The organism is Rhizobium herbae (assembly GCF_019511375.1).
Classification (GTDB): Bacteria; Pseudomonadota; Alphaproteobacteria; order Rhizobiales; family Rhizobiaceae; genus Pararhizobium; species Pararhizobium herbae_A.
The window spans coordinates 625,155-648,256 of record NZ_JAEUAO010000002.1; the positions used below are offsets into that span (position 1 = coordinate 625,155).

Annotated in this window: 23 protein-coding genes; 20 read left to right on the forward strand and 3 right to left on the reverse strand. The window is 59.8% G+C overall.

Annotation, left to right across the window (positions count from 1 at the left end):
• The first annotated feature begins 173 nt into the window (after positions 1 to 173).
• The 14 genes from rem to JNB71_RS10295 all read left to right on the forward strand — a co-directional run bounded on the left by rem (position 174) and on the right by JNB71_RS10295 (position 11,359).
• On the forward strand, positions 174 to 845 hold the full coding sequence (gene rem / locus JNB71_RS10230; RefSeq protein ID WP_018324189.1) for a transcriptional activator Rem: 672 nt from the start codon (positions 174 to 176) through the stop codon (positions 843 to 845).
• A 113-nt stretch (positions 846 to 958) separates the two neighbouring features.
• Positions 959 to 2,167 carry a flagellar hook protein FlgE gene (locus tag JNB71_RS10235; protein WP_220371693.1) on the forward strand — a complete coding sequence of 403 codons (1,209 nt, stop codon included), beginning with the start codon at positions 959 to 961 and terminating at the stop codon, positions 2,165 to 2,167.
• Positions 2,168 to 2,190: 23 nt separating this feature from the next.
• The gene (flgK, locus tag JNB71_RS10240) at positions 2,191 to 3,612 is read left to right on the forward strand and encodes a flagellar hook-associated protein FlgK (RefSeq protein WP_220371694.1); all 1,422 of its coding nucleotides are present in this window, start codon (positions 2,191 to 2,193) and stop codon (positions 3,610 to 3,612) included.
• Positions 3,613 to 3,614: 2 nt separating this feature from the next.
• Positions 3,615 to 4,661, forward strand: a complete 1,047-nt coding sequence (locus JNB71_RS10245; RefSeq protein WP_220371695.1) for a flagellar hook-associated family protein — start codon at positions 3,615 to 3,617, stop codon at positions 4,659 to 4,661.
• 38 nt (positions 4,662 to 4,699) lie between these two features.
• Complete coding sequence (flaF, locus tag JNB71_RS10250; protein WP_018324193.1) at positions 4,700 to 5,047, forward strand: flagellar biosynthesis regulator FlaF; 348 nt, start codon at positions 4,700 to 4,702, stop codon at positions 5,045 to 5,047.
• On the forward strand, positions 5,044 to 5,493 hold the full coding sequence (flbT, locus tag JNB71_RS10255) for a flagellar biosynthesis repressor FlbT (protein WP_018324194.1): 450 nt from the start codon (positions 5,044 to 5,046) through the stop codon (positions 5,491 to 5,493). Before flaF ends, flbT begins: the two co-directional genes overlap by 4 nt.
• Positions 5,484 to 5,894, forward strand: a complete 411-nt coding sequence (gene flgD / locus JNB71_RS10260; protein WP_220371696.1) for a flagellar hook assembly protein FlgD — start codon at positions 5,484 to 5,486, stop codon at positions 5,892 to 5,894. The genes flbT and flgD overlap by 10 nt, the downstream gene beginning before the upstream one ends.
• A gap of 6 nt (positions 5,895 to 5,900) precedes the next feature.
• Positions 5,901 to 6,167 (forward strand): flagellar biosynthesis protein FliQ, encoded by a 267-nt coding sequence (gene fliQ, locus JNB71_RS10265; protein ID WP_018324196.1) that lies wholly within the window; start codon positions 5,901 to 5,903, stop codon positions 6,165 to 6,167.
• Between the two features lie 220 nt (positions 6,168 to 6,387).
• Entirely contained in the window at positions 6,388 to 8,475 is a 2,088-nt protein-coding gene (gene flhA / locus JNB71_RS10270) for a flagellar biosynthesis protein FlhA (RefSeq protein WP_220371697.1), read from the forward strand.
• Complete coding sequence (gene fliR / locus JNB71_RS10275) at positions 8,472 to 9,224, forward strand: flagellar biosynthetic protein FliR (RefSeq protein ID WP_220371698.1); 753 nt, start codon at positions 8,472 to 8,474, stop codon at positions 9,222 to 9,224. The genes flhA and fliR overlap by 4 nt, the downstream gene beginning before the upstream one ends.
• A 7-nt stretch (positions 9,225 to 9,231) precedes the next feature.
• The gene (locus tag JNB71_RS10280; protein ID WP_220371699.1) at positions 9,232 to 9,645 is read left to right on the forward strand and encodes a hypothetical protein; all 414 of its coding nucleotides are present in this window, start codon (positions 9,232 to 9,234) and stop codon (positions 9,643 to 9,645) included.
• Positions 9,646 to 9,763: 118 nt separating this feature from the next.
• Positions 9,764 to 10,330: a rod-binding protein gene (locus JNB71_RS10285; protein WP_220371700.1), complete on the forward strand. Its 567-nt coding sequence runs from the start codon at positions 9,764 to 9,766 to the stop codon at positions 10,328 to 10,330.
• Positions 10,331 to 10,427: 97 nt separating this feature from the next.
• Positions 10,428 to 10,790 carry a hypothetical protein gene (locus tag JNB71_RS10290; RefSeq protein WP_112859478.1) on the forward strand — a complete coding sequence of 121 codons (363 nt, stop codon included), beginning with the start codon at positions 10,428 to 10,430 and terminating at the stop codon, positions 10,788 to 10,790.
• The gene (locus JNB71_RS10295) at positions 10,790 to 11,359 is read left to right on the forward strand and encodes a hypothetical protein (RefSeq protein ID WP_220371701.1); all 570 of its coding nucleotides are present in this window, start codon (positions 10,790 to 10,792) and stop codon (positions 11,357 to 11,359) included. Before JNB71_RS10290 ends, JNB71_RS10295 begins: the two co-directional genes overlap by 1 nt.
• Before the next feature lie 16 nt (positions 11,360 to 11,375).
• On the opposite strand, the gene JNB71_RS10300 is transcribed toward JNB71_RS10295, so the two are convergent.
• Positions 11,376 to 12,365 carry a glycosyltransferase family 2 protein gene (locus tag JNB71_RS10300; protein ID WP_220371702.1) on the reverse strand — a complete coding sequence of 330 codons (990 nt, stop codon included), beginning with the start codon at positions 12,363 to 12,365 and terminating at the stop codon, positions 11,376 to 11,378.
• Between the two features lie 160 nt (positions 12,366 to 12,525).
• Here JNB71_RS10300 and JNB71_RS10305 point away from each other — a divergent pair, with 160 nt between their 5' ends.
• Genes JNB71_RS10305 through JNB71_RS10315 form a run of 3 tightly spaced genes read left to right on the forward strand, consistent with a single transcriptional unit; the run spans position 12,526 to position 15,505 of the window.
• On the forward strand, positions 12,526 to 13,803 hold the full coding sequence (locus JNB71_RS10305) for a glycosyltransferase (RefSeq protein ID WP_220371703.1): 1,278 nt from the start codon (positions 12,526 to 12,528) through the stop codon (positions 13,801 to 13,803).
• On the forward strand, positions 13,800 to 14,615 hold the full coding sequence (locus tag JNB71_RS10310; RefSeq protein ID WP_220371704.1) for a WecB/TagA/CpsF family glycosyltransferase: 816 nt from the start codon (positions 13,800 to 13,802) through the stop codon (positions 14,613 to 14,615). The genes JNB71_RS10305 and JNB71_RS10310 overlap by 4 nt, the downstream gene beginning before the upstream one ends.
• Before the next feature lie 11 nt (positions 14,616 to 14,626).
• Positions 14,627 to 15,505, forward strand: coding sequence for a DUF6492 family protein (locus JNB71_RS10315; RefSeq protein WP_262927098.1), 879 nt, complete (start codon positions 14,627 to 14,629; stop codon positions 15,503 to 15,505).
• A gap of 6 nt (positions 15,506 to 15,511) precedes the next feature.
• On the opposite strand, the gene JNB71_RS10320 is transcribed toward JNB71_RS10315, so the two are convergent.
• Positions 15,512 to 16,777, reverse strand: a complete 1,266-nt coding sequence (locus JNB71_RS10320; RefSeq protein WP_220371706.1) for a lipopolysaccharide biosynthesis protein — start codon at positions 16,775 to 16,777, stop codon at positions 15,512 to 15,514.
• Positions 16,778 to 17,084: 307 nt separating this feature from the next.
• Here JNB71_RS10320 and JNB71_RS10325 point away from each other — a divergent pair, with 307 nt between their 5' ends.
• A complete protein-coding gene (locus JNB71_RS10325; protein ID WP_220371707.1) occupies positions 17,085 to 19,070 on the forward strand; it encodes a GumC family protein in 1,986 nt (661 codons plus the stop codon).
• Positions 19,071 to 19,281: 211 nt separating this feature from the next.
• Positions 19,282 to 20,181 (forward strand): bifunctional methylenetetrahydrofolate dehydrogenase/methenyltetrahydrofolate cyclohydrolase FolD, encoded by a 900-nt coding sequence (gene folD / locus JNB71_RS10330; RefSeq protein ID WP_220371708.1) that lies wholly within the window; start codon positions 19,282 to 19,284, stop codon positions 20,179 to 20,181.
• Positions 20,182 to 20,201: 20 nt separating this feature from the next.
• Here the strand turns inward: folD and JNB71_RS10335 are convergent, their stop codons facing one another.
• Positions 20,202 to 21,233: a substrate-binding domain-containing protein gene (locus tag JNB71_RS10335; RefSeq protein ID WP_220371709.1), complete on the reverse strand. Its 1,032-nt coding sequence runs from the start codon at positions 21,231 to 21,233 to the stop codon at positions 20,202 to 20,204.
• A 297-nt stretch (positions 21,234 to 21,530) separates the two neighbouring features.
• Between JNB71_RS10335 and JNB71_RS10340 the strand changes: the two genes are divergently transcribed.
• Positions 21,531 to 22,889, forward strand: coding sequence for an ABC transporter substrate-binding protein (locus JNB71_RS10340; RefSeq protein WP_026203054.1), 1,359 nt, complete (start codon positions 21,531 to 21,533; stop codon positions 22,887 to 22,889).
• The last annotated feature ends 213 nt before the right edge of the window (positions 22,890 to 23,102 follow it).

A 23,102-nucleotide genomic window follows, 5' to 3' on the forward strand; every position in this document is an offset into this window, starting at 1 on the left:
CCACATGAATTTTAGTGGCTCATTTTGATGCACGTACTACATATAGATCAAATCGGTACAGAAATCTTAATCTACTGTTAATTTCCGCCAGTAAGTTCCCATAGTTGTTCATGAATCCGCCGATTCGTATCTCTTGTGCCATCGAGGCACCATACTGATTCGGAGGCGGACGAATGATCGTAGTGGTTGATGAGCGTGAGCTCGTGAAAGACGGATATACTTCCTTGTTTGGCCGGGAGGGCGTGCCCTCCACCGGGTTCCATCCAAGCGACTTTGGCGACTGGGTTTCAACAGCGGCAGACACCGATATCGATGCCGTCGAGGCGTTTCTGATCGGCCAGGGCGAGAAGGCGATGAGCCTGCCCCGCGCCATCCGGGACCGGTCTTCGGCTCCGGTGATCGCCATCAGCGATTCTCCCTCGCTGGAGACAACGCTGGCGTTCTTCGACTGCGGCGTCGACGACGTGGTGCGAAAGCCGGTTCACCCCCGGGAAATCCTTGCCCGCGCAGCGGCCATCCGCCGCCGCCTGAAGGCCTTGGCGAATTACACCGACATCGGCCCGATCCGGGTCTTCTCCGATGGCCGGGACCCGGAAGTGCATGGCGACGTGTTCCCCCTGCCGCGCCGCGAGCGCCGCATTCTCGAATATCTGGTCTCAAACCGCGGCCGGCGCGTGTCCAAGACCCAGATCTTCAACGCGATCTACGGCATCTTCGATGAGGATGTCGAAGAGAACGTCGTGGAAAGCCACATCAGCAAGCTGCGCAAGAAGCTGCGCAAGAAGCTCGGTTTCGATCCGATCGATTCCAAGCGTTTCCTCGGATACTGCATCGACTGGAACTGACGATCTCGTGCCGGCGGTTTCGGATGCGGCAGCGTCCGATCCGGCCTACCAAGACAGGTTCACGCAAGGCCCGCTTCCTAGAGTTGCCATAACGACGAAAACGAGGATCGGACATGAGTCTTTACGGAATGATGAGAACCGGCGGTTCCGGAATGAATGCTCAGGCAAACCGCCTGGGCACGGTCGCCGAGAACATCGCCAATGCCAATACCACCGGCTACAAGCGGGCTTCGACCGAGTTCTCGTCGATGATCCTGCCGACGTCCAACGGCTCCTACAATTCCGGCGGCGTCGAGACCAAGGTCCGCTATAATATCTCGTCGGAAGGCTCGAAGACCTACACGACCTCGGGCTCCGACCTGGCGATCGACGGCGGCGGCTTCTTCATTGTTCAAAGCGCCAATGGTCAGGAGTTCCTTACCCGTGCCGGTGCGTTCACGCAGGACGGCGACGGTAATCTCGTCAATGCCGCGGGTTATACCCTGATGGGCTACGAATACGGCAACGGCGCTGACCCGACCGTGGTGGTCAACGGTTTCGATGGCTTGACAAAGGTCAATCTTGCCTCCGATGGCCTCGTGGCGACAGGCTCGACGACGGGATCGATGGGCGCCAACCTCAATTCTGGCGATGCCGTCGGCGACATCTCGACGACATCGCTGGTCGTCTACGACAGCCAGGGCAACACCCGCATTCTCGATTTCAACTACGAAAAGACCGGTTCGAATGCATGGTCGCTCGAAATCATCGATCGCACCAGCGGCACCTCGCTGGCCACGCAGGCCTTGGCCTTCGACGCAGCCGGCGCCCTGACCACGGCGCCGGCGACGGTGACGACGGCGGCCATTACCGGCCTGCCAGGCACGGGCGCCGATCTCGGCGCGCTGACGATCGACTTCAGCGAAACAACGCAGCTCGGCTACAAGTTCAATCCCGATGGCGGCACGATCGATGGAAACGCACCGAGCAAGGTTGCGGGATTTCAGATCGACGATGACGGCATCGTTTACGTCCAATACGAGAACAACACGCTCGAGCCTCGCTATCGCATCGCACTAGCGAACGTGCAGAGCCCTGACAATCTCGTGCCGCAATCGGGCAACGTCTACTCTCAGGGCGTCGATTCCGGCGTCGTCGTCACGGGCTTTGCCGGTTCCGGCGATTTCGGCAACATCATTTCGGGCGCGCTTGAAAGCTCGAACGTCGATATCGCCGAAGAACTCACGTCGATGATCGAATCCCAGCGCAGCTACACGGCAAACTCGAAAGTCTTCCAGACTGGCGCCGATCTGCTGGACGTCCTCGTGAACCTGAAGCGTTGATCATATAAAGGACGGACTGCGCAATGTCGCTCGCTTCCGCAATTAACACGGCCCAAACGATATTCACCAACACGGGGCAGCAAACCGCCGTCGTGTCGAAGAATATCGCCAACTCCAGCAACGGGGACTACGTTCGCCGGCTGGCGATGATGGGCGTGGATTCGGGAGGGCAGTACTACGTCAACATCCAGCGGGCGCAGGACGACGCGCTTTTCAAGCAGACCATCTCGAGCATTTCCCAGTCATCGGCGCAGTCCCGTCTTCTCGAAGGGCTGCAGACGATCCAGACTGTCTTTGGCGGCGACGAGTATCCCTCGTCACCGTCCAGTTATCTGGCAACGTTCCGAAGCAGCTTGCAGACCTATGCTGCCTCGCCAGGCAACATTACCATTGCGTCGTCGACGGTTGCGGATGCGAAGGACCTTGCAAACTCCATCAGCACGGGCGCTACGGCCGTACAGGAAGTCCGTGCGGATGCCGACAGTGAGATTCTCGAGCAGGTCGGGACTCTCAATGAACTTCTGTCCAAGTTCGAAACGATCAACAACCAGATCGTTGGTGCGCTGGCGACAGGTGCGGATGCGAGCGACGCGCTGGACCAGCGTGACAAGCTTCTGAAGTCGATGGCCGAGATAATCGGCATCTCGACGGTGACCCGCAGCAACATGGATACCGTCATCTATTCCGCTGACGGAACGGTGCTGTTCGAAACGATCCCGCGCAAGGTCACGTTCACGCCGACGTCGAACTATGATGCGACTGTGACCGGAAATCCGATTCTCGTCGACGGCATTGCTATCAAGGCAGGAAGCGGGGGCAACACCAGCGCCGAAGGGACGCTTGCGAGCCTCCTGCAATTGCGCGACGATCTGGCGCCCAAGATTCAGTCGCAACTCGACGAAATGGCGCGTGGTCTTGTCACGATGTTCCAGGAAAATGGCGCCCCCGGTCTTTTTGTATGGTCCGGCATCACGGTGCCGGCTGCCGGTACGATTACCGCTGGAATAGCCTCCAGCCTGGCCGTCAATCCAACTGCCGAAGCCGATCCCACCACGTTGAGGGATGGTATCGTCAATGGTGGCGCAAGCTCCAACCCGACGGGAAGCTCGGGCTATACCGAGCTGCTCGACAGCTATATCGTCGCAATGGATACCCCGATGTCCTTCGACACGGCCGCGGATCTCGGTGGCACCGCCACGATCATGACCTACGCATCGTCGTCGATTGGTTGGCTCGAGCAGTTGCGCAAGAGCGCGACGACGGCGGACGAAAACAAATCTGTCATGTTGGCGCAGACGCAACAGGCGCTCAGCAACGCGACCGGCGTCAGCCTTGACGAGGAACTCGCGCTGATGCTCGACCTCGAGCAGTCCTACAAAGCATCGGCGAAGCTGCTCAGCACGGTCGATGAAATGCTGACAACACTTCTGGATAGCGTGAGATAGATATGAAAACGTCCTTCGTTTCCAACCTGGCAGTTCAAAACGCCATGCGGATGACCATCCAGCAGGGCCAGTTGGAAGTGCTCAAGCTCCAGCAGGAAGTCACCACCGGCAAGTACGCCGACAGCGGTGTCGAGCTCGGATCGAGCATGTCGCGCGCGGTGAGCCTCAAGAACGAGCTTGAGCGCCTGGAAAATCTTAAAGACACCAACGCCGTGGTGACGCAACGTCTCTCCGCTTCGCAGATGTCGCTCCAGACGATGCGCTCGGCGGCCGAGCAGATCAATACGACGCTGATCGCCACCCTGGGCAACGATGACGCAACGAGGCTCTCGATCGCCAAGACGGACATCAACGGCGCGCTCAGTTCGTTCTCCGCCGCGGCCAACGTCCAGTTCAACGGTGAATTCCTGATGTCCGGGATCAATACCGACGTCAAGCCGCTCACCGAATATACGGACACGTCTCCGGCCAAGGTTTCGTTCGATGCGGCGCTATCGACCTATATGTCGACCAACGGCATCGCCACGATGAGCGATTTTACGTCGGCGCAGATGACCGACTTCATCGAGAACACGCTGGAGCCGATGTATACCGGGGCTCAGTGGGATACGGACTGGTCGGACGCTTCAAGCCAGAACGTCATGAGCCGCATCAGCGCCAACGAGGTGGTTCAAAGCACGACGAACGTCAACACCGACGGGGTCCGCAAATTTGCTCTCGCCGCGGTCATGACCATCGAGCTGCTGGGCGCGGACGTATCGTCGGACGTCCGTAGCACCATAAACTCCGCCGCGCAGAACTATGTGCAGCAAAGCATAACCGGTCTCATCGAGACGAGCAGCACGCTCGGTATTTCGGAGGCTCGCCTAAAGAAGGCGAATACCTCCTTGGAGTCCCAACTCAAGCTGGTCAACACCCACATCACGGATATCGAAGGGATTGATACTTACGAGGCGTCGACGCGCATGAACACGCTGCTGACCCAGATTGAGACCTCGTACACGCTTACCTCGCGGCTTCAGCAGTTGAGTTTGATCAATTTCCTCTGACGCGGCGAGGACCAAGGACAAACATGAAGGATGTCTGAATGTATCAGTTTTCATACGCCGAGATCATGGAGGACGGCGTCGCCGACTCCAAGGATCGCGAAAGGCAGGTGCTCGACCGCTCTATTGCGCTGCTTGCAGCGGCAAAACAGCAGAAAGGGTATTCGAGGGAGGCCATCGAGGCGATTTACTACACGCGGCGGGTCTGGATCCGGTTCATCGAGGATCTTCGTGCGTCGGACAATCAACTGAACGACGAATTGCGCGCCAACCTTATTTCCATAGCCATCTGGATTCTGGGCGAAACGGAAAAGATTCGCAAACGCGAATCTTCCAACTTCCAAGGCATCATAGACATCACAACCATCATCAGGGATGGACTCAAATGAAAAGCACACTGCGTATCTCACTGAAGTCGGGCGAACGGATCTTTGTCAATGGGGCGGTGTTGCGTGTCGACCGTAAGGTCGCTGTCGAATTTCTCAATGACGTGACATTCCTGCTCGAAAACCACGTTCTGCAGCCGGAAGATGCCACCACACCGCTGAAGCAGCTTTATTTCATCGCCCAGATGATCCTCATCAATCCCGAAGGTGCCGAACAATCGACCAACATGTTCCGCAAGTCGGTCGTCATGCTGCTGAATTGCTTCAAAAACGAAGACGTGGTGTCCGAGCTCAAGCGTATCGACGGCATGGTTACGCAGGGTCGCGCCTTCGACGCTCTGAAGGCGATCCGCGGCCTCTACGCCATCGAGGACCGGATTCTCAACAGCCACGAAATCGCCCCTGCGACGATCGAGCAGATTCGCAAGGAGATCGCACCATGGCGGTAAGCGGGGTAACGTCGACCACAACCACCACTTCGTCCACAACGACGAATTCGACAGCGGACGCGGCTTCGGCCAGCCTGAACTACGACAGCTTCCTGAAGCTGCTCGTCGCGCAGATGAAGAACCAGGATCCGACGGAGCCGATGGATTCGTCCGAGCAGATCGCACAGCTCGCCACATTCTCGCAGGTCGAGCAGACGATCAAGACCAATACCAACCTGGAAAGCCTGCTGCAGCGCACCTCGCTCAGCGAAGCCAACGCGGTCATCGGCAAGACGGTGACGAGCGCAGACGGCAAGACGACTGGCGTCGTCAAGGAAGTGAAGCTATATTCGGATGGAATCATCGCCGTGCTCGATACCGGTAAGGAGCTTACCGTCGGGCCGGGTGTTACCGTTAAGTGATAGCTGATGAATGAGGCGGACGCCCTCGATATAGTACAGGCGGCGATCTGGACGGTCGTCGTCGCTTCCGGGCCCGCCGTTCTCGCCGCCATGGTGGTCGGCGTCGTCATCGCTTTCATTCAAGCGCTGACCCAGGTGCAGGAAATGACCTTGACCTTCGTGCCGAAAATCCTTGCCGTTCTGGTGACGGTTGCGCTTTCGGCTTCCTTTGTCGGTTCGCAGATTTCCCTCTTTACCGATATAGTGTTCTCACGCATCCAAAGCGGCTTCTGACGCGCTTGCGGCAAGACCGGCAACGAACCTGCAGCCCCGCGCCTCAAACGTGACGCGAAGGCTGCTCTTTGAAACTGAAATCGATTCCGAATTACGGAATCGTGCAGTTGCGCACTTTCATTTATCGATGACATCTTCGCGCAAGTTTGGCGCGTTACGCCTGTTTCCAGTATGGGCAGCTATGAATGCTGCCTGCCTCTCATGAAGAGACGGAATTCCGATGGCGACACCTCCCGCTCTAGTCATCCCGAAGGTCGCACCGAAGGGCCGTGATATCGGCTTTGCGCTCGGCATCGTGATGATCCTGTCGATCCTCTTTCTGCCGATTCCTCCCTTTCTGATTGACATCGGTCTGGCGTTCTCCATCGCATTTTCGGTCCTGATCCTGATGGTGGCGCTGTGGATTCAGCGACCGCTGGATTTCTCGTCCTTTCCGGTCATTCTGCTGATCTCCACCATGACCCGCCTGTCGCTCAACATCGCGACGACGCGCGTCATCCTTTCGCATGGGCATGAAGGCCACGACGCAGCCGGTGGCGTCATTGCCGGTTTTGCGCAGCTTGTCATGGGCGGCGACTTCGTCATCGGTCTGATCGTCTTCCTGATCCTGATTACCGTGAACTTCATCGTCATCACCAAGGGCGCGACGCGTATTGCGGAAGTCGGCGCCCGCTTCACCCTGGACGCCATCCCCGGCAAGCAGATGTCGATCGACGCGGACCTGTCGGCAGGTTTGATCGACGAGAAGCAAGCCCAACACCGCCGGCGTGAACTGGAAGAGGAAAGCTCCTTCTTCGGTTCGATGGACGGTGCTTCGAAATTCGTGCGCGGTGACGCGATCGCCGGCTTGCTGATCACCGCCATCAATGTCTTCGGCGGTATCATCATCGGCTATGCCAGACATGGCATGTCGATTGGCGAAGCCGCCGATGTGTTCGTCAAGCTCTCGGTTGGCGATGGCCTGGTGTCGCAGATTCCGGCATTGATCGTGTCGCTGGCCGCAGGTCTGCTCGTCTCGCGCGGCGGCACGGCCGGATCGACGGACCAGGCGGTCGTCAACCAGTTGGGTGGCTATCCGCGCGCGCTCATGGTCGCGGCCGGCCTGATCCTGCTGCTCGCCATGATGCCGGGTCTTCCCTTCATCCCCTTCGCCGTCCTGGGCGGCGGAATGGCTTTCCTCGGCTGGATGATCCCGCGCCAGCTCGAAGCGGCCAGCAAGCTCAAGCGCGCGCAGGAGCAGCAGACGGCCCAGCAGAAGACGGATAGCGAGAAAGACTCGGTCAAGTCGGTTCTCAAGACCGCCGAAATCGAGCTTCTGCTCGGCAAGCAGGTCTCCACCCGTCTTCTCGGCGCCCATCAGGAACTGGCCTTCCGCGTCGGCAAGATGCGCCGCAAGTTCGCCGGGCAGTACGGGCTGATCGTGCCGGAAATCAAGGTGTCGGACGACATCAGCATTCCCGACAAGGCCTACCATGTGCGTATCCATGGCACGACGATCGCCTCAAACACGGTTCGCGTCGGCGAAGTCATCGTCGTGACAGGCGGCGGGCGCAAACCGAGCATTCCCGGGGACGATATCCGCGAACCCGCATTCGGCATGCCGGCGGTATCGATCCTCGAAACCTTCACCGAGGACCTCAAGCGCGAAGGCTTCCACCCGATCGACAACGTCTCGGTGGTGCTGACGCATCTCTCCGAAGTGATCCGTAACAACCTGCCGCAGCTTTTGTCCTACAAGGACGTGAAAATCCTGATCGAGCGGCTCGATCCGGAATACCGCAAGCTGGCGGATGAAATCTGCTCCTCGCATATGTCCTACTCCGGTCTGCAGGCAGTGCTGAAGCTGCTGCTTGCCGAGCGCGTCTCGATCCGCAACCTGCACCTGATCCTGGAAGCCGTCGCCGAACTCGCCCCGCATGTGCGCAAGACCGAGCAGATCGTCGAGCATGTGCGCGTGCGGATGTCGCAGCAGCTTTGCGGCGATCTCGCCGACAATGGCACGCTGCGCGTTCTGCGCCTCGGCAACAAATGGGACATGGTGTTCCACCAGGCGCTGAAGCGCGACGCCAAGGGCGAAATCGTCGAGTTCGACATTGATCCGCGTCATCTGGAGGAGTTCAGCGAGCAGGCGACCAGGGTTATCCGTGAACATCTCGATCGAGGCATGCCGTTCGTACTGGTAAGTTCGCCCGAATCCCGTTCTTATGTGCGCATGATCATCGAGCGCCTGTTCGCCACATTGCCTGTCCTTAGCCACGTCGAACTTGCCAAGGGTCTCGAGATCAAGATCATTGGCTCGATCTCATGATTTCCGATCCGGAAGGCACGGTGCTTGCGCTCTTTGCAGCATTCTGCCGTATCGGCGCCTGCATCATGGTCATGCCGGGATTTTCGACCGCTCGCGTCCCCGTGCAGATACGTCTCTTCGTCGCGGTGGCGATCTCGATGGCGGTGCTGCCGATCATGTGGAACGATATTTATCCGCAGATCTCCGGCAAGGGGCACACCTACATCTATATTATCGCCACCGAAACGGTGGTTGGCGGCGTCATCGGTCTGATCGCGCGCTACTATGTGCTGGGCCTGCAGTTCACCGGAACGGTCATCACCATGATGATCGGCTTCAACGCGCCACCGACCGCCGACGTGCTGGAAGACACCGCCGAGAACCAGCTCACCAACCTGATCAGCTTTGCTGGCCTCATGGTCCTGTTCATGCTGGATTTCCACCACGTGATCCTGTCGAGCATCGTCGATTCCTACAAGGTGATGCCGCTCGGCGTCGGCTTTGACCCGCAGGGCGTGCTGATCACGCTGACCAATGCCCTTGAAACGACGTTCTACATCATGCTGCGGCTGGCCAGTCCTTTCCTCATCTACGGTCTCCTGTTCAACGTCGCCATCGGTATGGTCAACAAGCTGGCGCCGCAGATGCCGCTCTACTTCATCTCGCTTCCCTATCTGATCATGGGCGGGATGTTCCTTCTCTATCTCGGCATCGCCGCGATGCTGCGCCTGTTCGCCGACGGCTTCGCCCCGATCATGCAAGGAGGCTAGCTGGACGATGAAAAGCCGGTCGGAAAAATTGAAGCGTCTTGTTGCCGTACAGCGCCACCTCGAGCAAATGGCGGAAGGCGAGCTGGCCGAAACCGCCAGACAGCGGCGCGATCTTGCCGAAACCATCGATGTCGTCGTTGACGCCATGGGATCGGCAAGTCCGCTGCATGCCATGTTTTCGGGGCACTATGCCTCGCAGCTGGGCCGCCTTGCACAGAAGGACCAGATGCTTCTCGGTATCCAGCAGGTCCACGAAACCCGCGTGCTCAAGGAGCGGGCAAAGGGCGACAGACTGGAGGAGAACATGAAGGATGCGCGCGTGCTGGAGGACCGCACCGCCGACGACAATGCCATTTACGATCTCGTCGATCAGCATGTGATGGGCAAGTCACCAGCTTCCGGTAAGCTTGAACGGTCATAGTGCGGCTGCAGCATCGGCCGTTTCTGCGTTCGATCTGCTTGATTAAACTGCTGAATTTTTGGAGCTCTCGCCGGTGCTGACCGTACCGCCCGCGTGTTCCGTGACGAGAGGAAACCACATGGCCATTTCTCCTCCAAGCGATCTGGTGTTGGACGTCGTGCGGGCCGCCGATCCGGCCGAAGTGCAGGAGGCGCAGGCGCGGCTGAAAGCTAATCGAGCTGCCTTCCAGGCAACGAGCCTTGCTGAAAACGGGACCGGCTTTGCCAATACGGTTGCGGTCCTCAATCACGACAGCCCAACCAACAGCCTTGGCGATATCAGCAATCGCGCCGAGGCCAAGAAGATCCCGGAAAGCTACCGCAAGTTCGAGGCCATGGTTTTGCAGAACTTCGTGAAATCGATGCTGCCCACCGAGAGCGAAGAGGTTTACGGCAAGGGCACTTCCGGCGACATGTGGAAAAGCATGATGGCTGAGCAGATCGGCAACGTCATGGCGCAGGGCGACGGCGTTGGGATCGCCGAAAGCATGATCACCGACCGGATCGTCGGATCGGACGGCCCGGATCGCGTGAATGCATCGCTCAACGGCAACGATAACAATGTCGCGCTTAGCATGGTGCAGGAATACGAGCGCAAGGCGATCGCCAATTTCATGGACACTGGCAACGAGAACGAACAGGCCTGAGGCAATCCCGCGGATTCTCCGAACTGACACATAACGCGCCGCGCATCTGACAAGCACAGGATCCGCATGATGCCGGCGCCAACGGGAGCGAAATAAGATGGAAGTTGCAGCATCGGGTGACGTGCGTATCCAGAACGTTCTGGGCCGCCTCGAAATGATCCTCGACAACGAGAATAACCGGATCGGCGTCGATCCGAGCTTCGATCTGAAGGCATCCAATGCCCGCAAGAGTCGTTGCCTGTATGAGTTGACGATGTTGCATCGCAACACCGCGCCAAGCGAGATTTCGCCGGCCTTCGTTTCGCAGACACGGCATATCAAGTCGAAGCTTCTGGCGAATTCGCAGAAGGTGAACGCTCATATGGAAGCCTGCCGGTCGGTGGTGGAAATTCTCAAGGCCGCCGTACAGAATGCGGAGGCGGATGGCATCTACTCCGAACAGCAGTTCCGGTACTTGTAATGTTGAAGCTCGTTTTCACCGGTGTCTGGGTCTGCGCGGTCACGCTGGGTTCCGTCTATTTCTCGATCCAGCATGCCTCGGCGCCGGTGGAATCGGATGCGGAGGCAGATCGCCGCGCATTGCAGCAATATGTTCCAGGCGAAATTATTACGGTACCGGTGATCACTGACGGGGCGGTGCAGGGCTATTTCCTGACGAAACTGTCCTTTGCCGTCGACAAGAACAAGATCAAGCACCTGGACGTGCCGCTCAAGGAGACGGTGACGAACGCGCTGTTTGACATTCTTGTCGGCAAGAAGTTGATCAACGTCGCCGACAACACCAGTTTCGACCTAGCCCAATTCAAGACGACGGTGAAAGACGGGTTGAACAAGGACATGCGCGACGAAGTGATCTTCGACGTGCTTGTCGAACAGCTGGAATATCTGTCGAAGGCGGATGTCGCCCGAATTGCCAAGGGTGCGAGCCAGCCGCAGCAGCAGCCTGTTGCGATCGTCGACAAGAACGGAGAAACCGCCCACGACGAGATCCCTGAGGCCGAAAGGCGCGCCGCAGCCGCCGCGAAGTAAGATCGTATGGCGTTTCTCAGTTCTTTTCCGGGTTGCGGTACTGCTCGTTGACGAGGCCGAGTTCCACCATCAACCGGCCCCAAGCCACGTAAAAATGGTAAAGCCCCGCGGCGGGAAGCCGGGTTGATCGCCACAGGGAAAAGCCGCGAATGGGCGAGGCGGCAAGCAAGGCCAGCGATCTGGCAATTGTCTTCATGCGGCCGGCAAGTCCCGGTGCCGCGCGATGCTCGAGCAGTGCCGAAATCGCGCCATTCCTCAGGCTTCGCGCCCTGATCCAGGACACTTCCGTCCGTCGCGCTGGGATCGTCTCGGCAACCCAGGCCTCGGCCGCCCAGGCGAATGTGAAACCGTTCTCCTTGCAGCGGCGGTAGAAGTCGCTGTCACCCCCACCGATGAAATTGAACACCGGATCGAGGAACGGCTGCGGCATGGCGTCGAGGACGGGCCGCGTTATCAGCACGTTTCCGGAGGAATAGAGGATGGGCACCAAGCCGGTTGTCTCGTAGTGAGGCATGAAGACGGGGTGACGCTTCTGGTCATTGCGCCTCTGATCCTCGAAATCGGGCAGTTGCGGTCCACCCACCAGATCCGCTCTCGTCTGTCTATGTACCGATATGAGACGGTCTAGCCAGTCGGGCGCGGCAATCTCGTCGTCGTCGATAACGGCGATGGATTTAAGATTGGGGTAGAGGGTAAGCGCCATCGACCAGCCGGCATTATAGGCGTGGCAATTGCCGCGCCGATGCGCGATCAACACAACCGCGTTGATCCGATGGCCGGCAAAAAACGTTCTTGCCGCCTCGGCTCCTTCAAGACCGTCTGCGTCATTTTCCATCACCACGATCGCAAAGGGGCTCCCAGGCTCCTGTGAAATCACGGTTTTCAGGGTCTTGATCAGATGTTCGGGCCGCCGGAATGTCGGCAGGGTGACGACGAGTTCGACGCTCTCTGCCGCATCCACCGTCGTCTGGTAGAACACGGTCACATCCGGGGCAGGCGGGGTCATGGTGGGAACCTGTTGAAGGCATCGCATTGGCAAACACTAAAGCAAATCTTCCTAAACAGATACTAAATTTCCAAATTCGCTTTTGAATTAATGATTTAAAGGGGATTTCACGCCGCGTTGCTACAGTCCGCGCAGTTGTTCTCAGGTCTCGCGTGGCAGCATGCATCTCGTTTTGGTTTCCTCTCTGGTACCGGTGGAGCACCCTTCATCGGGATTCGACATTGCCAATCGTATCCTTCTGGACGGCCTTTGCGCGCTCGGCCACCGGGTAAGCGTCGTCGGCTATCTCCAGCCGGGGCAGGCTGCGGCTGCGCAGAGCGAGACATGTCTCTTGGGCGAGCTCGAAGTCGCCAACGCCAAGGTTGGCGTTGCAACGAAACTTCGCTGGCTGGCAACCGCCATTCTCAATCGAACGACCCTGTCTTCGGCAAAGATGCTGAAGAAAGGCCCCGAGCATATCGAGATGCTGCTGCAGGGCCTCCGGCCGTTCGACGCGATCATCCTCAATTCCGTACAATTGCCGGGCGCTTTCTCCGCCGTGTTCCAGAAGCATCCGACGATCTATGTCGCCCATAACGTCGAGGCCGATTCTGCGCTCGAGAATGCGGCGTCGGCGTCCGGATTGCTGGAGCGATTTCTGTTCAAACGTGAGGCCAGTCTCCTTGAACGGGTCGAGCGGCAACTCACGCGGGGTGCTGCCGCGGTCTGGACGTTCGCCGAAGCCGATCGTTTCGGCTTCGGTTCCGCGGTCTCGGATCGCGCCGCCGTCCTGCCATTGGTAACGCGTTGGGAACTGCCGGAAAACGGTGTCGCAAGACTGCCGGAATATGATCTGGCGTTGATCGGCACCTGGAGCTGGAAGCCGAACCGGATCGGGCTCGATTGGTTCCTTTCCAAGGTTATGCCGCTTCTGCCAGCCGATATGTCGATCGGCATTGCCGGGCAGATGCCGGATGCGCCCGCAGTTTCCCATCCCGGCCTGCGTTTCTTCGGCAGGGTTCCGGATGCCCGCGCCTTCGTCGAGGCCGGCGCCGTCATCCCGCTGGTCAGCCGCGGCGGCACCGGCGTCCAGCTGAAAACCATCGAGACCTTCGAACTCGGCATGCCGAGCGTGGCCACGCGCGCCTCCTTGCGCGGCATTGGCGAGATCCCGGCCAATTGTTCTGTCGCCGACGATCCGGCCGAATTCGCGCGGCTGCTGACCGACAAGGTGGCGCGGGTGCGGGCCGGTGATCGCCAGCGCATTGCGGGCGCGGCCTTCCATCGGGCGCAAAAAGCCAGGTTGCTCGGAACACTCGAGCGGGGTCTTGCCGGTTTGGCAAAACCCACTTCGACGCCTGCTCAGCGCTTCTCCGCAGAGACGCCATTCGCGATGGAAAAGAAAGCCCGCACTGCATCCCATGGCTTTGCCGTGCTCGAGGGAGGAAAATCACCATGAATGTCTCCCCTAACCCATCAATCACTGCATCGCAGCGGATGATTCTTGACATACCGGTCTGCGACTTCGGCTGGGCGGATGCATTCGCCTTTACCGACGAGATCGTGGCGCTGCCGATCGGGCAGACGGTCATTTCGTTCCTCAATGCCAACAATGCCAATCTGATGATGCGCGATCCGGAATATCGGGCCGCGCTCAAGCGCCATATCGTCCTGCCCGACGGGCACGGTGTCGACATCGCCTCGTGGCTGTTCCACGGGAAGATCTTCCCGGCCAATCTCAACGGTACCGATTTCGTGCCGGCACTGATGACCTATATGACGACGCCGAGGCGTGTCGCGATGATCGGCGCGCGTGCGGAGATCTTGAAGCGGGCGGCCGAGAATTTCCAAAAGCATTCGCCGTGGCACGAGTTCATTCCGGTCTCCGACGGCTTTTTCGAGGTGGCCCAATCGGACGAGGTGATGGCGAGGGTTCGCGAACTCGAGCCGGACATCCTGCTGATCGCGATGGGTAGCCCGAAGCAGGAGAAATGGATCGACCGCCATGTTGGTCCCGGCCATGGGCGGCTGGTGATCAGCGTCGGTGCGCTCTTCGACTTCATGGCGGAGGAGGTGCCGCGTGCATCAGCGACCGTCCGGCGTTTGCGGCTGGAGTGGCTGCACCGGCTGGTTCACGAGCCGAAGCGCCTGTGGCGTCGCTATCTCCTGGGAAATCCGCTGTTCATGTACTACATTGTCCGCCACAAGCTGGCAGGGCGCGCGAAGGCATCGCCCGTCGGCGGCCAGCCCGCCGAATCTCGATCGTTCTGACGGATACCATGATGCGCACCGCTGTCGTGACGGCTTCCTATGCCAATGATTTCGAGCGATGCCGCCTGCTGTGCGAAAGCATGGATATGCGGCTGAAGGGCGATTGGGTTCATTACCTGCTGGTCGCCCCGTTCGACGCTGCCCTGTTTCGCCAATTGGAAGGCTCACGCCGTCAGGTCATTAGCGAGAGCGATCTTTTGCCCTGGTGGCTGCGTGCCGTGCCGGATCCGATGTCGGGGGGGCGCCGCAAACTCTGGATCAGTCCCTACAGCCTTCCCTTGCGTGGCTGGCATGTGCAGCAATTGCGCCGGCTGGCACTGTGCCGTCACATCAAGGAAGAGACGATGTTCGCGGCCGATTCCGATGTGGTTTTCCTGCGCGACTTCGATCCTGCCGATCTCTGGCAGGGTGACCGGTTGACGCTCTATCGCAAGGACGGGGCAATCGGCGAGCGGATGCGCTCCAATCATCTCGAATGGCTTGCCCATTCCGACAGGCTGCTACGCATCGGCCCCTTTGCCTTGCCCGCCAACGATTACATCAACACACTGATAGCCTGGCGCACCGATAGCTGTCGGGCACTGCTCGATCACGTCGAGGCTCTGCATGGTCGCGACTGGGTCCGCGCGGTCATCCGATCGCGGCAGTTTTCGGAATGCATGATCTACGGCCGTTTCGTCGATGAGGTATTGAAAGGCGAGGGCCACGCGGCATCTCCCGACGGGCTCTGCCACGTCCTCTGGTTCGACGACAGCTATGCGCGCGATATCGGCGGCCTCAGGCATTTTCTTCGTGATATGTCGCCGCATCACATCGGCATCGGCGTGCAATCCTTCGTCGGGCACGATCTCGCCGACATCCGCAACATCGTTCTCGAACGCGCCGCTTGATCGACCTCAGATCGCCCGGCCAGTTTCGCGGCGCAGCGCGCTATAGGTGAGCGCGAAAGACACACCATAGAGCGCCAGATACACGCCATTGAGCAGGGGCGCCCAAGAGGAGACATCGGTGCTGGCCGTGAAGACGGTGGCGAGCAGGGCGAGCTTCACCACGCCTGCGACCACCAGGTTGAACATCCGGCGCACGGTGCGACCCGTCGCATAGAGCAGTTCGGCTTGATATTCGACCAGATTGCGGAACGAGGGCACCAGAAGCACCGCCATCAGGTAGGGCGCCGCCTCCGCGACGTTGTTTCCCAGCCCGCGCGGCAAAATCCAGAGATAGAAAGCCATCGCTGCGATCGCCAGCAACGATACGGCCGCGACAAGCGCTTCGATTGACAGGCGGGTGCGCCAGGATGAGATCGTGCCAGGCGTGCGCATGATCTTCTGCACCAGCAGCATGTTGAACGAACGCACCGGAAGCGCCGTCAGGTCCGCCAGCCGCATGATGATCGCATAGATGCCAGAAACCTCAGGGCCGCCGATGGCAAGCACGGCGATCTTGTCGAATTCCGATTGGACGTAGAACAGCACTTCGGAACCTGCGACCGAGACGGAATCCACCCAGCGGCGAATGTAGAGTTCCGGCCGCCAGCGCAGCCGCACCTTGGGAAAAAACCAGATGATGGCGATCAACAGCGCGATCCCGTTGGCTGCAAGGTAAAGCAGCGACCAATCCGCGAGTGACGTCCAGTGCGACAGCGAAAAGGCAAGCGCCGCCGCCGTGCGCATGCCCGTGCCGATCACCACCATCAGCGCGGCGCGACCGAAGCGTCCGAGGCCGTTGAGCACGATGACGACAACTTCCAGCCCGCGCCAGCAGATGATTTCGGCAGCCATGAAAGTGAGGAAGACGCCAAGCGCCATGTCGCGTTCGAAGACGGCGTAGTAAACGGCAAGGGATAAAATGACGATGAACGGCAAAGAGAGGAGGGCACCGGCTGCAAACCCGGCACTATAGGTGCCGAGCAGCAAGGGTTTGACCGTGGCAACGCGGTAGAGCGGCGACATGAAGCCGAAGGCGAGCACCCGCGAAATCATGATGCCGGCGGCGGACGCCGTCGCGAACAGGCCGAACTCCGCGACCGAAAGGCCGTTGGCGATACAGATGAAATAGACAAGGGACAGTACGAGCCTGCCTGCCGACCCGCCCGTCATGGAAAGATAGGCGTGGATCACGCCGCTGTGGCGCGCATAGAGGGTCTTGGCGAAGGCGATCACGTGCTTTGCGTCCAGATGTGCTGTCCCGTTTCTAGTTGATAAAGCTTAATGACCAGTTTGAAGCGCAGGATTAGCTATTGCCGGGCGCTGGCGGCCGGATGTTAACGGTTTGTTTCCCATAAAAATCTAAGCTTCGTTCATAATTCGTCCTTTGCCCGATCGCGGGCGCTTGCAGGCCTCGATGTTTGATCCGGATGACAACAAACGGACTGTGGTTCGGCGATCCCTTCTTGAAGTTTCGTCAAGCGGGGCGGAACCGTCGCGCCATCCGTCACCATCCTCAGCCTCAGCAGCGCGCCGCACACCAGTGCATGGCGCTGCCGCGCTGCTGAGCCGGCTGGGCAGCCCGGTGGTCGAGCCGCACGCGGGACAGGTGCGCAAGGACCGGCGTCGCGCACGCCAGGAGACCGTACACGAGCCGAACAAAACCGATGGTATCCTTGCCGGCTGGTTCACGCGTGGCATCGACAAGGTGGGGCCGGCACAAGCAACCGAGACGCAGAATGCTGTTGCCGGTTATTCTTCGCTGGCGGCGCCTTCCTCCTTCGAAGTGCCCCCGGGACAGGATCGGCCGTTGATCGACCTTGCCACGATCCTCAGATCAGTCTGGCAGCTTCGCAAGGTTGTCGTGGCATTGACGGTTGCCGGTGCGGTGGGCGGCGTGCTGCTCGCCATCTCGACCCCCAGCGTCTACGTTTCCGAGAGCAAGCTCTATATCGATCCGCGCGAGGTGCGGCTGACGGATTCGGACCTGTCCAAGGAAAGCCTGGCGACAGAGGCCATTCTGGCGCTGGTCGACAGTCAGCTCGAAGTGCTGCGATCGCGCACGGTTCTCGAGAAAGTAGCGATTGATCTGGGTCTCGACCGTGACGCGGAATTCGGCGGAAGTTCCGCGAGCAAGGGCGGCCTGAACGCCGGGATCGGCGTCATCCGCGAGATTGTTTCTCCCGCCAAGGGAAAGCCGGCGCCGGCATCGGGCGTCAATCCGCGGACGCTCGAAACATTGAGCGAAGCCGTCAGCGTATCGCGCGATCCGAAGACCTTCATCGTCACCGTCGAGGTGCAGACCCGCGATCCGGCAAAATCCGCGCTGATCGCCAACCGTCTTGTTTCGACATTCCTCGCAGAGGAGCAGGCGGCTCAGTCCGGCTTCTTCCAGAAAACCACGGCCTCGCTGGACAGGCGGTTGGCTGATCTGCGCAAGGAGTTGGATACTGCTGAAAACGCGGTCGAAAAATACAAGGCCGACCACGACATCGTCGATGCGGACGGTAAACTGATTTCCGACAAGCAGCTTCTTTCCCTCAACGATCAGGTTGCCGCCGTGCGCAGCCGCATTGCCGAGGCGAGAGCCAAGGCGGACGTGGCCACGAAGACCCGGTTGAATGACGTCCTCAGCGGCGCGTTTCCTGAGGAATTGAGCTCGGTTAGCCTGCAGGAGTTGCGCAAGCAGTATTCGACGGCGCGCGCGCAATTGAGTGCGCTCGACGCGAGCCTGGGACCGCGCCATCCCCAGAGACTTGCCGCCGTCCAGTCGCTCGAGGTTGCGCGTTCCGAAATCGGTAACGAGCTTCGCCGCATCGAGGCAACGGCGCAGACCGAGTTGCAGCGCGCTGTCCGCACCGAGCAAGATCTCGTCCAGCAATTGGCGGTTCGCAAGGCGCAGCAGGTCAATTCCTCCGCCGACTTCATCGAATTGCGCGAACTGCAGCGCAAGGCGAATGCGACCAGAACCATCTACGAGTCCTTCCTGAAGCGGGCCAGCGAAACCGGCGAGGAGGAAAAGCTCACCTCGAAGAATATCCGCGTCATCTCGTCCGCGCAGCCGCCGCTGCAGGCCAGAGGTCCCTCACGCAAGCTGATCGCGATCGGCGGTCTGATTGCAGGGTTCGCGGCAGGCGTCGGGCTGGGCATCGCGCTCGGCGCCTACAGAAGCCTGAGAGACTTGTTCCAACGGTCGAACCAACCGGTGAGTGCAGTTCCTCAGCGCGACCTGCCCGGGCAGGATCATTTTCATCCGGCCGGGCGGGCGGGCTCGGAAAACGTCGCCGACCCATTGCCCGTCCTGGCGGAGCACCGCATGCGGGTGCCGTCGGTGCATCATGCGGCTGCCTCGGCGGCTGCCCTCTCAGTTCTTCCCGCACGCCGGGACGCAGCCCCGTCTCTCCTCAGCGACCACCTGCGGAAGCAGGAACAGGATAGCGGCAACATGGCGCAGGTTCAGGCGGATTTGCGCGCGCTGCGCGCCCGTGTCGAGCGCTATGCGAGATCGCGCCTCGGCGAACAGCGTTAATCGATTTTGCTGGTTTGTGCGCGGCGAGCGGCCCGTCAGCTTCATTCTGCAACAATGATAGAAAATCGCGGACCGGTCGTGTTTCCGCAGCGCGACCGCCCGATCGGACTTGAATTTATTCGATCTGGACAGCATAGGACGCATTGAGGCCATTCATATTTGTTTCTGAAACTAGAGTGAAACGGAACAAGCGAAAATCTGGGAGAACACCGTGACGACCGTGATTGATGGCAAGCAAGTTGCAGCTTCGGTGATCGACGCCGTGAAAGCCGCGTCGCAGACGCTGCAGGACGAGACGGGCATCAAGACCGGTCTGGCCGTCGTCATCGTCGGTAACGACCCTGCAAGCCATGCCTATGTTTCCGCCAAGAGCAGGATGGCGAAGGAATGCGGTTTCACCTCCGTCCAGCACACGCTGCCCGAGGAAACGACGCAGGAGGAACTCGCGGCTCTGGTTCAGACCTTGAACGAGGATGAAAGCCTGCACGGCATCCTCGTGCAGCTTCCCCTGCCAAAGCATCTTAAGTCCGAGCCGATCATCCAGTCCATCCTGCCGGAAAAGGATGTTGACGGCCTGCATGTCGTCAATGCCGGCAAGGTCGCGACCGGCGATCTCGACGGCGGTCTTGTATCCTGCACGCCGGCCGGCGCCATGGTGTTCGTCAGGCGCACGCATGGAGAAGATCTCTCCGGTCTGAACGCCGTCGTCATTGGCCGCTCCAACCTGTTTGGCAAGCCGATGGCGCAATTGCTGCTCGCGGCCAACGCGACCGTGACCATCGCCCATTCGCGCACCAAGGATTTGCCCTCCGTCTGCCGCGGCGCCGATATCCTCGTTGCTGCCGTTGGCCGTCCGCAAATGGTCAAGGCCGACTGGGTGAAGCCCGGCGCGACTGTCATCGATGTCGGCATCAATCGCATTGCCGCGCCCGAAAAGGGAGAGGGCAAGTTCCGCCTCGTCGGTGATGTCGCTTTCGCGGAATGCGCAGAAGTTGCCGAGGTCATAACGCCGGTTCCAGGTGGCGTTGGCCCGATGACCATCGCCATGCTGATGGCCAATACCGTCATTGCCGCCTACCGCAAGGCCGGCAAGAAGGCGCCGAAATTCTGACGCATCCGTGGCTGCCCGCCCTATGACTTCGGTGCAGGACCGGTCGAGGCCCTGACGATCAGTTCCGCCCGCCAGAGTTCTTGATCCGGATAGTCTCCGGTCTTCATGATGCGGGAAATCAATCGGGCGGCGATACGCGAGCCGGCGGCCCTGAGCGACGAGCGCGTGGTCGTCAGCGGGACGCTGAAATTTTCCGGCTTCAGCATCGGCAACACGTCGTCATGGGCGATCAGCGAGATATCCGTGCCGAGTTGCAAGCCGACCTTGTTGATTGCTCTGACCGCGCCGAGGGCCATCACCGTACTGGAACACAGAACGGCGGTCGGCGGCTCGTCGCGCTCGAGAAACTGCTGCATCGCGCGATGGCCATATTCATCCGTCATCAGCGAATGCTGCGACAGGCTCTCGTCGAAAGGCAGGCCGCTTTCCTCCAGCGCGCGCTGCATGCCCTTTTTGCGGCGGATCGAAAAAGTCAGATTGGCCGGGCCGTTGATCAGGGCTATCCGCCGGTGTCCGAGCTGAATGAGAAGCCGCGCCGCGTCATAGAAGGCCGCGGTGTTGTCGATGTCGAGGAAGGGGTAGTCGGCCGGCTGTCCGATTGCCCGTCCGTGGACGACGAAGGGGATCGACAGCGATTTCAGCATGGCGATGCGCGGATCGTTGGCGCGCACATAGGCGAGGAACAGCGCATCGACATTGCCGCTGGCGGCCAGCCGCTTGAACGTTGCTTCTTCGTCGTCGGGCGCGCTCGGATTGATGACGAAATGAAAATCGTGCCTGACGGACTCCTCGCCGAGTCCGGCCAGGAATTCGCCGAAATGGACGTCCGAATCGATCCCCCGGGCGATCGGCATCACGAGACCGATGGAGCCTGCCCGGCCGGTTGCCAGTCTCTGGGCGGCGCGGTTCGGCCGGTACCCTGTTTCTCGCACGGCGCTTAAAACCCGCTGGCGTGTTTCGGCGTTGACTTCCGGATATCCGTTGAGCGCCCGGCTGACCGTCGTTTGCGACAGGCCCAACATTTCTGCGAGCTGTTTCAAGTTCACATTCATGGTCCGCGCGTCCTCCCAAAGCGCTTTGATTCGCATTTGATTTTTGCTTTCCATCCACAGCGCGCGGCGGATTTTGTATCACCGGTGGTAGCAGTCAACCAGAAAAATCCACTTTATTGCATCGCAAACATTCGCTGCGTTGCAGGATTTAGCTGATTTTTCGCCGTTTACGGGAAAGTCCTTGACTTCGTGCCGGTCGAAATGATTTGTTAGCAAACTCAAAGCGCTTTGAATTTCGAGGCGCAATGATGTTCGCCCGGCGCCGAATTGGCGGGGTCTTTCTTGGGAGGAAATGACGTGAAGAGAACATTCTTGATGGGAGTGGCAGCCATCGCGCTTGTGGCGGGCGCCGCCAATGCCGCCGAGCTGAAATTCAAGCCGGGCGAGGATTCGAAATTCAACTGGGGAAGCTACGAGGAATTCAAGAAGGGTCATGATCTCAAGGGTCAGACGCTGACGATCTTCGGCCCGTGGCGCGGGGAAGACCAGGCGCTGGTCGAGTCGGTACTGGATTATTTCCGCGATGCGACCGGCGTGGACGTGAAATACTCGTCCTCCGAAAACTACGAGCAGCAGATCGTCATCGATACGCAGGCCGGCAGCCCGCCGGACGTCGCCGTCCTGCCGCAGCCGGGCCTGATCGCCGATCTTGCTTCGAAAGGCTATCTGACGCCGCTTGGCGAGGAGACCCAGAAGTGGCTTCTCGACAACTACGCTGCCGGTCAGTCTTGGGTCGATCTGTCGACCTATGCGGGCAAGGACGGCAAGAAGGAGCTCTACGCATTCCCCTACAAGATCGACGTGAAGTCGCTGGTCTGGTACGTGCCGGAAAACTTCGAGGACTCGGGCTATGAAGTTCCGAAGACCATGGAAGAGCTTAAGGCGCTCACCGAGAAGATCGTTGCCGATGGCGGCACGCCGTGGTGCATCGGCCTCGGTTCCGGCGGTGCCACCGGTTGGCCGGCGACCGACTGGGTCGAAGACATGATGCTGCGTACGCAACCGGCAGACGTCTACGACAAGTGGACCACCAACGCCATTCCGTTCACCGATCCGGCTGTCGTCGGTGCGATCGATGAATTCGGCTGGTTCGCGAAGAACGACAAGAACGTCGATGGCGGTGCCGCAGCCGTGGCGTCCACCGACTTCCGCGACAGCCCCAAGGGACTCTTCTCCTCTCCGCCGAAGTGCTACCTGCACCATCAGGCGTCGTTCATCCCGTCTTTCTTCCCGGAAGGCACGGTTGTCGGCGAGGATGCGGACTTCTTCTACATGCCGCCTTACGCAAGCAAGGCCGACCTCGGCAACCCGGTTCTCGGCGCTGGCACGCTCGCCATGATCACCAAGGACACGCCGGCATCGCGCGCGTTCATCGAGTTCCTGAAGACGCCGATCGCGCATGAAGTCTGGATGGCGCAGTCGAGCTTCCTTACGCCGCTCAAGAGCGCCAACAAGGACACTTATGCCAACGGTCCGATGAAGAAGCAGGGCGAAATCCTGCTCAACGCCACGACCTTCCGTTTCGATGGTTCCGATCTGATGCCGGGCAAGATCGGCGCTGGCGCGTTCTGGACCGGTATGGTCGACTATGTCGGCGGCAAGTCGTCCGCTGATGTCGCAGCCGACGTCCAGAAGGCCTGGGACGCGATCAAGTAACGTCGAAGATCGGCAGGGCGACCCGCCAGCCTTCTGAACCAATGAAACGGTGCCGGGATCTGTTCCGGCACCAAAATCAAAAATGACTGGAGACCCGAAACTCTGCTGTCCTGTAGCGGGATGAGCGGATGAGAGGGTTGAAAGGCGTCTCTGAACGGGACAGTGACGCCGGGCGTGCGACCAATCATCGCCGGCAGCCAGCCGTTCTGCCTG

What these genes read in the sequence shown, in the direction of transcription:
- rem (WP_018324189.1), top strand. Translation starts at nt 174, where the DNA reads ATGATCGTAGTGGTTGATGAGCGTGAGCTCGTGAAAGACGGATATACT.
- JNB71_RS10305 (WP_220371703.1), top strand. Translation starts at nt 12,526, where the DNA reads ATGCATCTCGTTTTGGTTTCCTCTCTGGTACCGGTGGAGCACCCTTCA.
- JNB71_RS10290 (WP_112859478.1), top strand. Translation starts at nt 10,428, where the DNA reads ATGGAAGTTGCAGCATCGGGTGACGTGCGTATCCAGAACGTTCTGGGC.
- JNB71_RS10245 (WP_220371695.1), top strand. Translation starts at nt 3,615, where the DNA reads ATGAAAACGTCCTTCGTTTCCAACCTGGCAGTTCAAAACGCCATGCGG.
- JNB71_RS10315 (WP_262927098.1), top strand. Translation starts at nt 14,627, where the DNA reads ATGCGCACCGCTGTCGTGACGGCTTCCTATGCCAATGATTTCGAGCGA.
- flgK (WP_220371694.1), top strand. Translation starts at nt 2,191, where the DNA reads ATGTCGCTCGCTTCCGCAATTAACACGGCCCAAACGATATTCACCAAC.
- JNB71_RS10280 (WP_220371699.1), top strand. Translation starts at nt 9,232, where the DNA reads ATGAAAAGCCGGTCGGAAAAATTGAAGCGTCTTGTTGCCGTACAGCGC.
- JNB71_RS10310 (WP_220371704.1), top strand. Translation starts at nt 13,800, where the DNA reads ATGAATGTCTCCCCTAACCCATCAATCACTGCATCGCAGCGGATGATT.
- JNB71_RS10300 (WP_220371702.1), bottom strand. Translation starts at nt 12,365, where the DNA reads ATGACCCCGCCTGCCCCGGATGTGACCGTGTTCTACCAGACGACGGTG.
- JNB71_RS10335 (WP_220371709.1), bottom strand. Translation starts at nt 21,233, where the DNA reads ATGAATGTGAACTTGAAACAGCTCGCAGAAATGTTGGGCCTGTCGCAA.
- JNB71_RS10295 (WP_220371701.1), top strand. Translation starts at nt 10,790, where the DNA reads ATGTTGAAGCTCGTTTTCACCGGTGTCTGGGTCTGCGCGGTCACGCTG.
- flbT (WP_018324194.1), top strand. Translation starts at nt 5,044, where the DNA reads ATGAAAAGCACACTGCGTATCTCACTGAAGTCGGGCGAACGGATCTTT.
- JNB71_RS10285 (WP_220371700.1), top strand. Translation starts at nt 9,764, where the DNA reads ATGGCCATTTCTCCTCCAAGCGATCTGGTGTTGGACGTCGTGCGGGCC.
- flgD (WP_220371696.1), top strand. Translation starts at nt 5,484, where the DNA reads ATGGCGGTAAGCGGGGTAACGTCGACCACAACCACCACTTCGTCCACA.
- flaF (WP_018324193.1), top strand. Translation starts at nt 4,700, where the DNA reads ATGTATCAGTTTTCATACGCCGAGATCATGGAGGACGGCGTCGCCGAC.
- flhA (WP_220371697.1), top strand. Translation starts at nt 6,388, where the DNA reads ATGGCGACACCTCCCGCTCTAGTCATCCCGAAGGTCGCACCGAAGGGC.
- fliR (WP_220371698.1), top strand. Translation starts at nt 8,472, where the DNA reads ATGATTTCCGATCCGGAAGGCACGGTGCTTGCGCTCTTTGCAGCATTC.
- fliQ (WP_018324196.1), top strand. Translation starts at nt 5,901, where the DNA reads ATGAATGAGGCGGACGCCCTCGATATAGTACAGGCGGCGATCTGGACG.
- JNB71_RS10235 (WP_220371693.1), top strand. Translation starts at nt 959, where the DNA reads ATGAGTCTTTACGGAATGATGAGAACCGGCGGTTCCGGAATGAATGCT.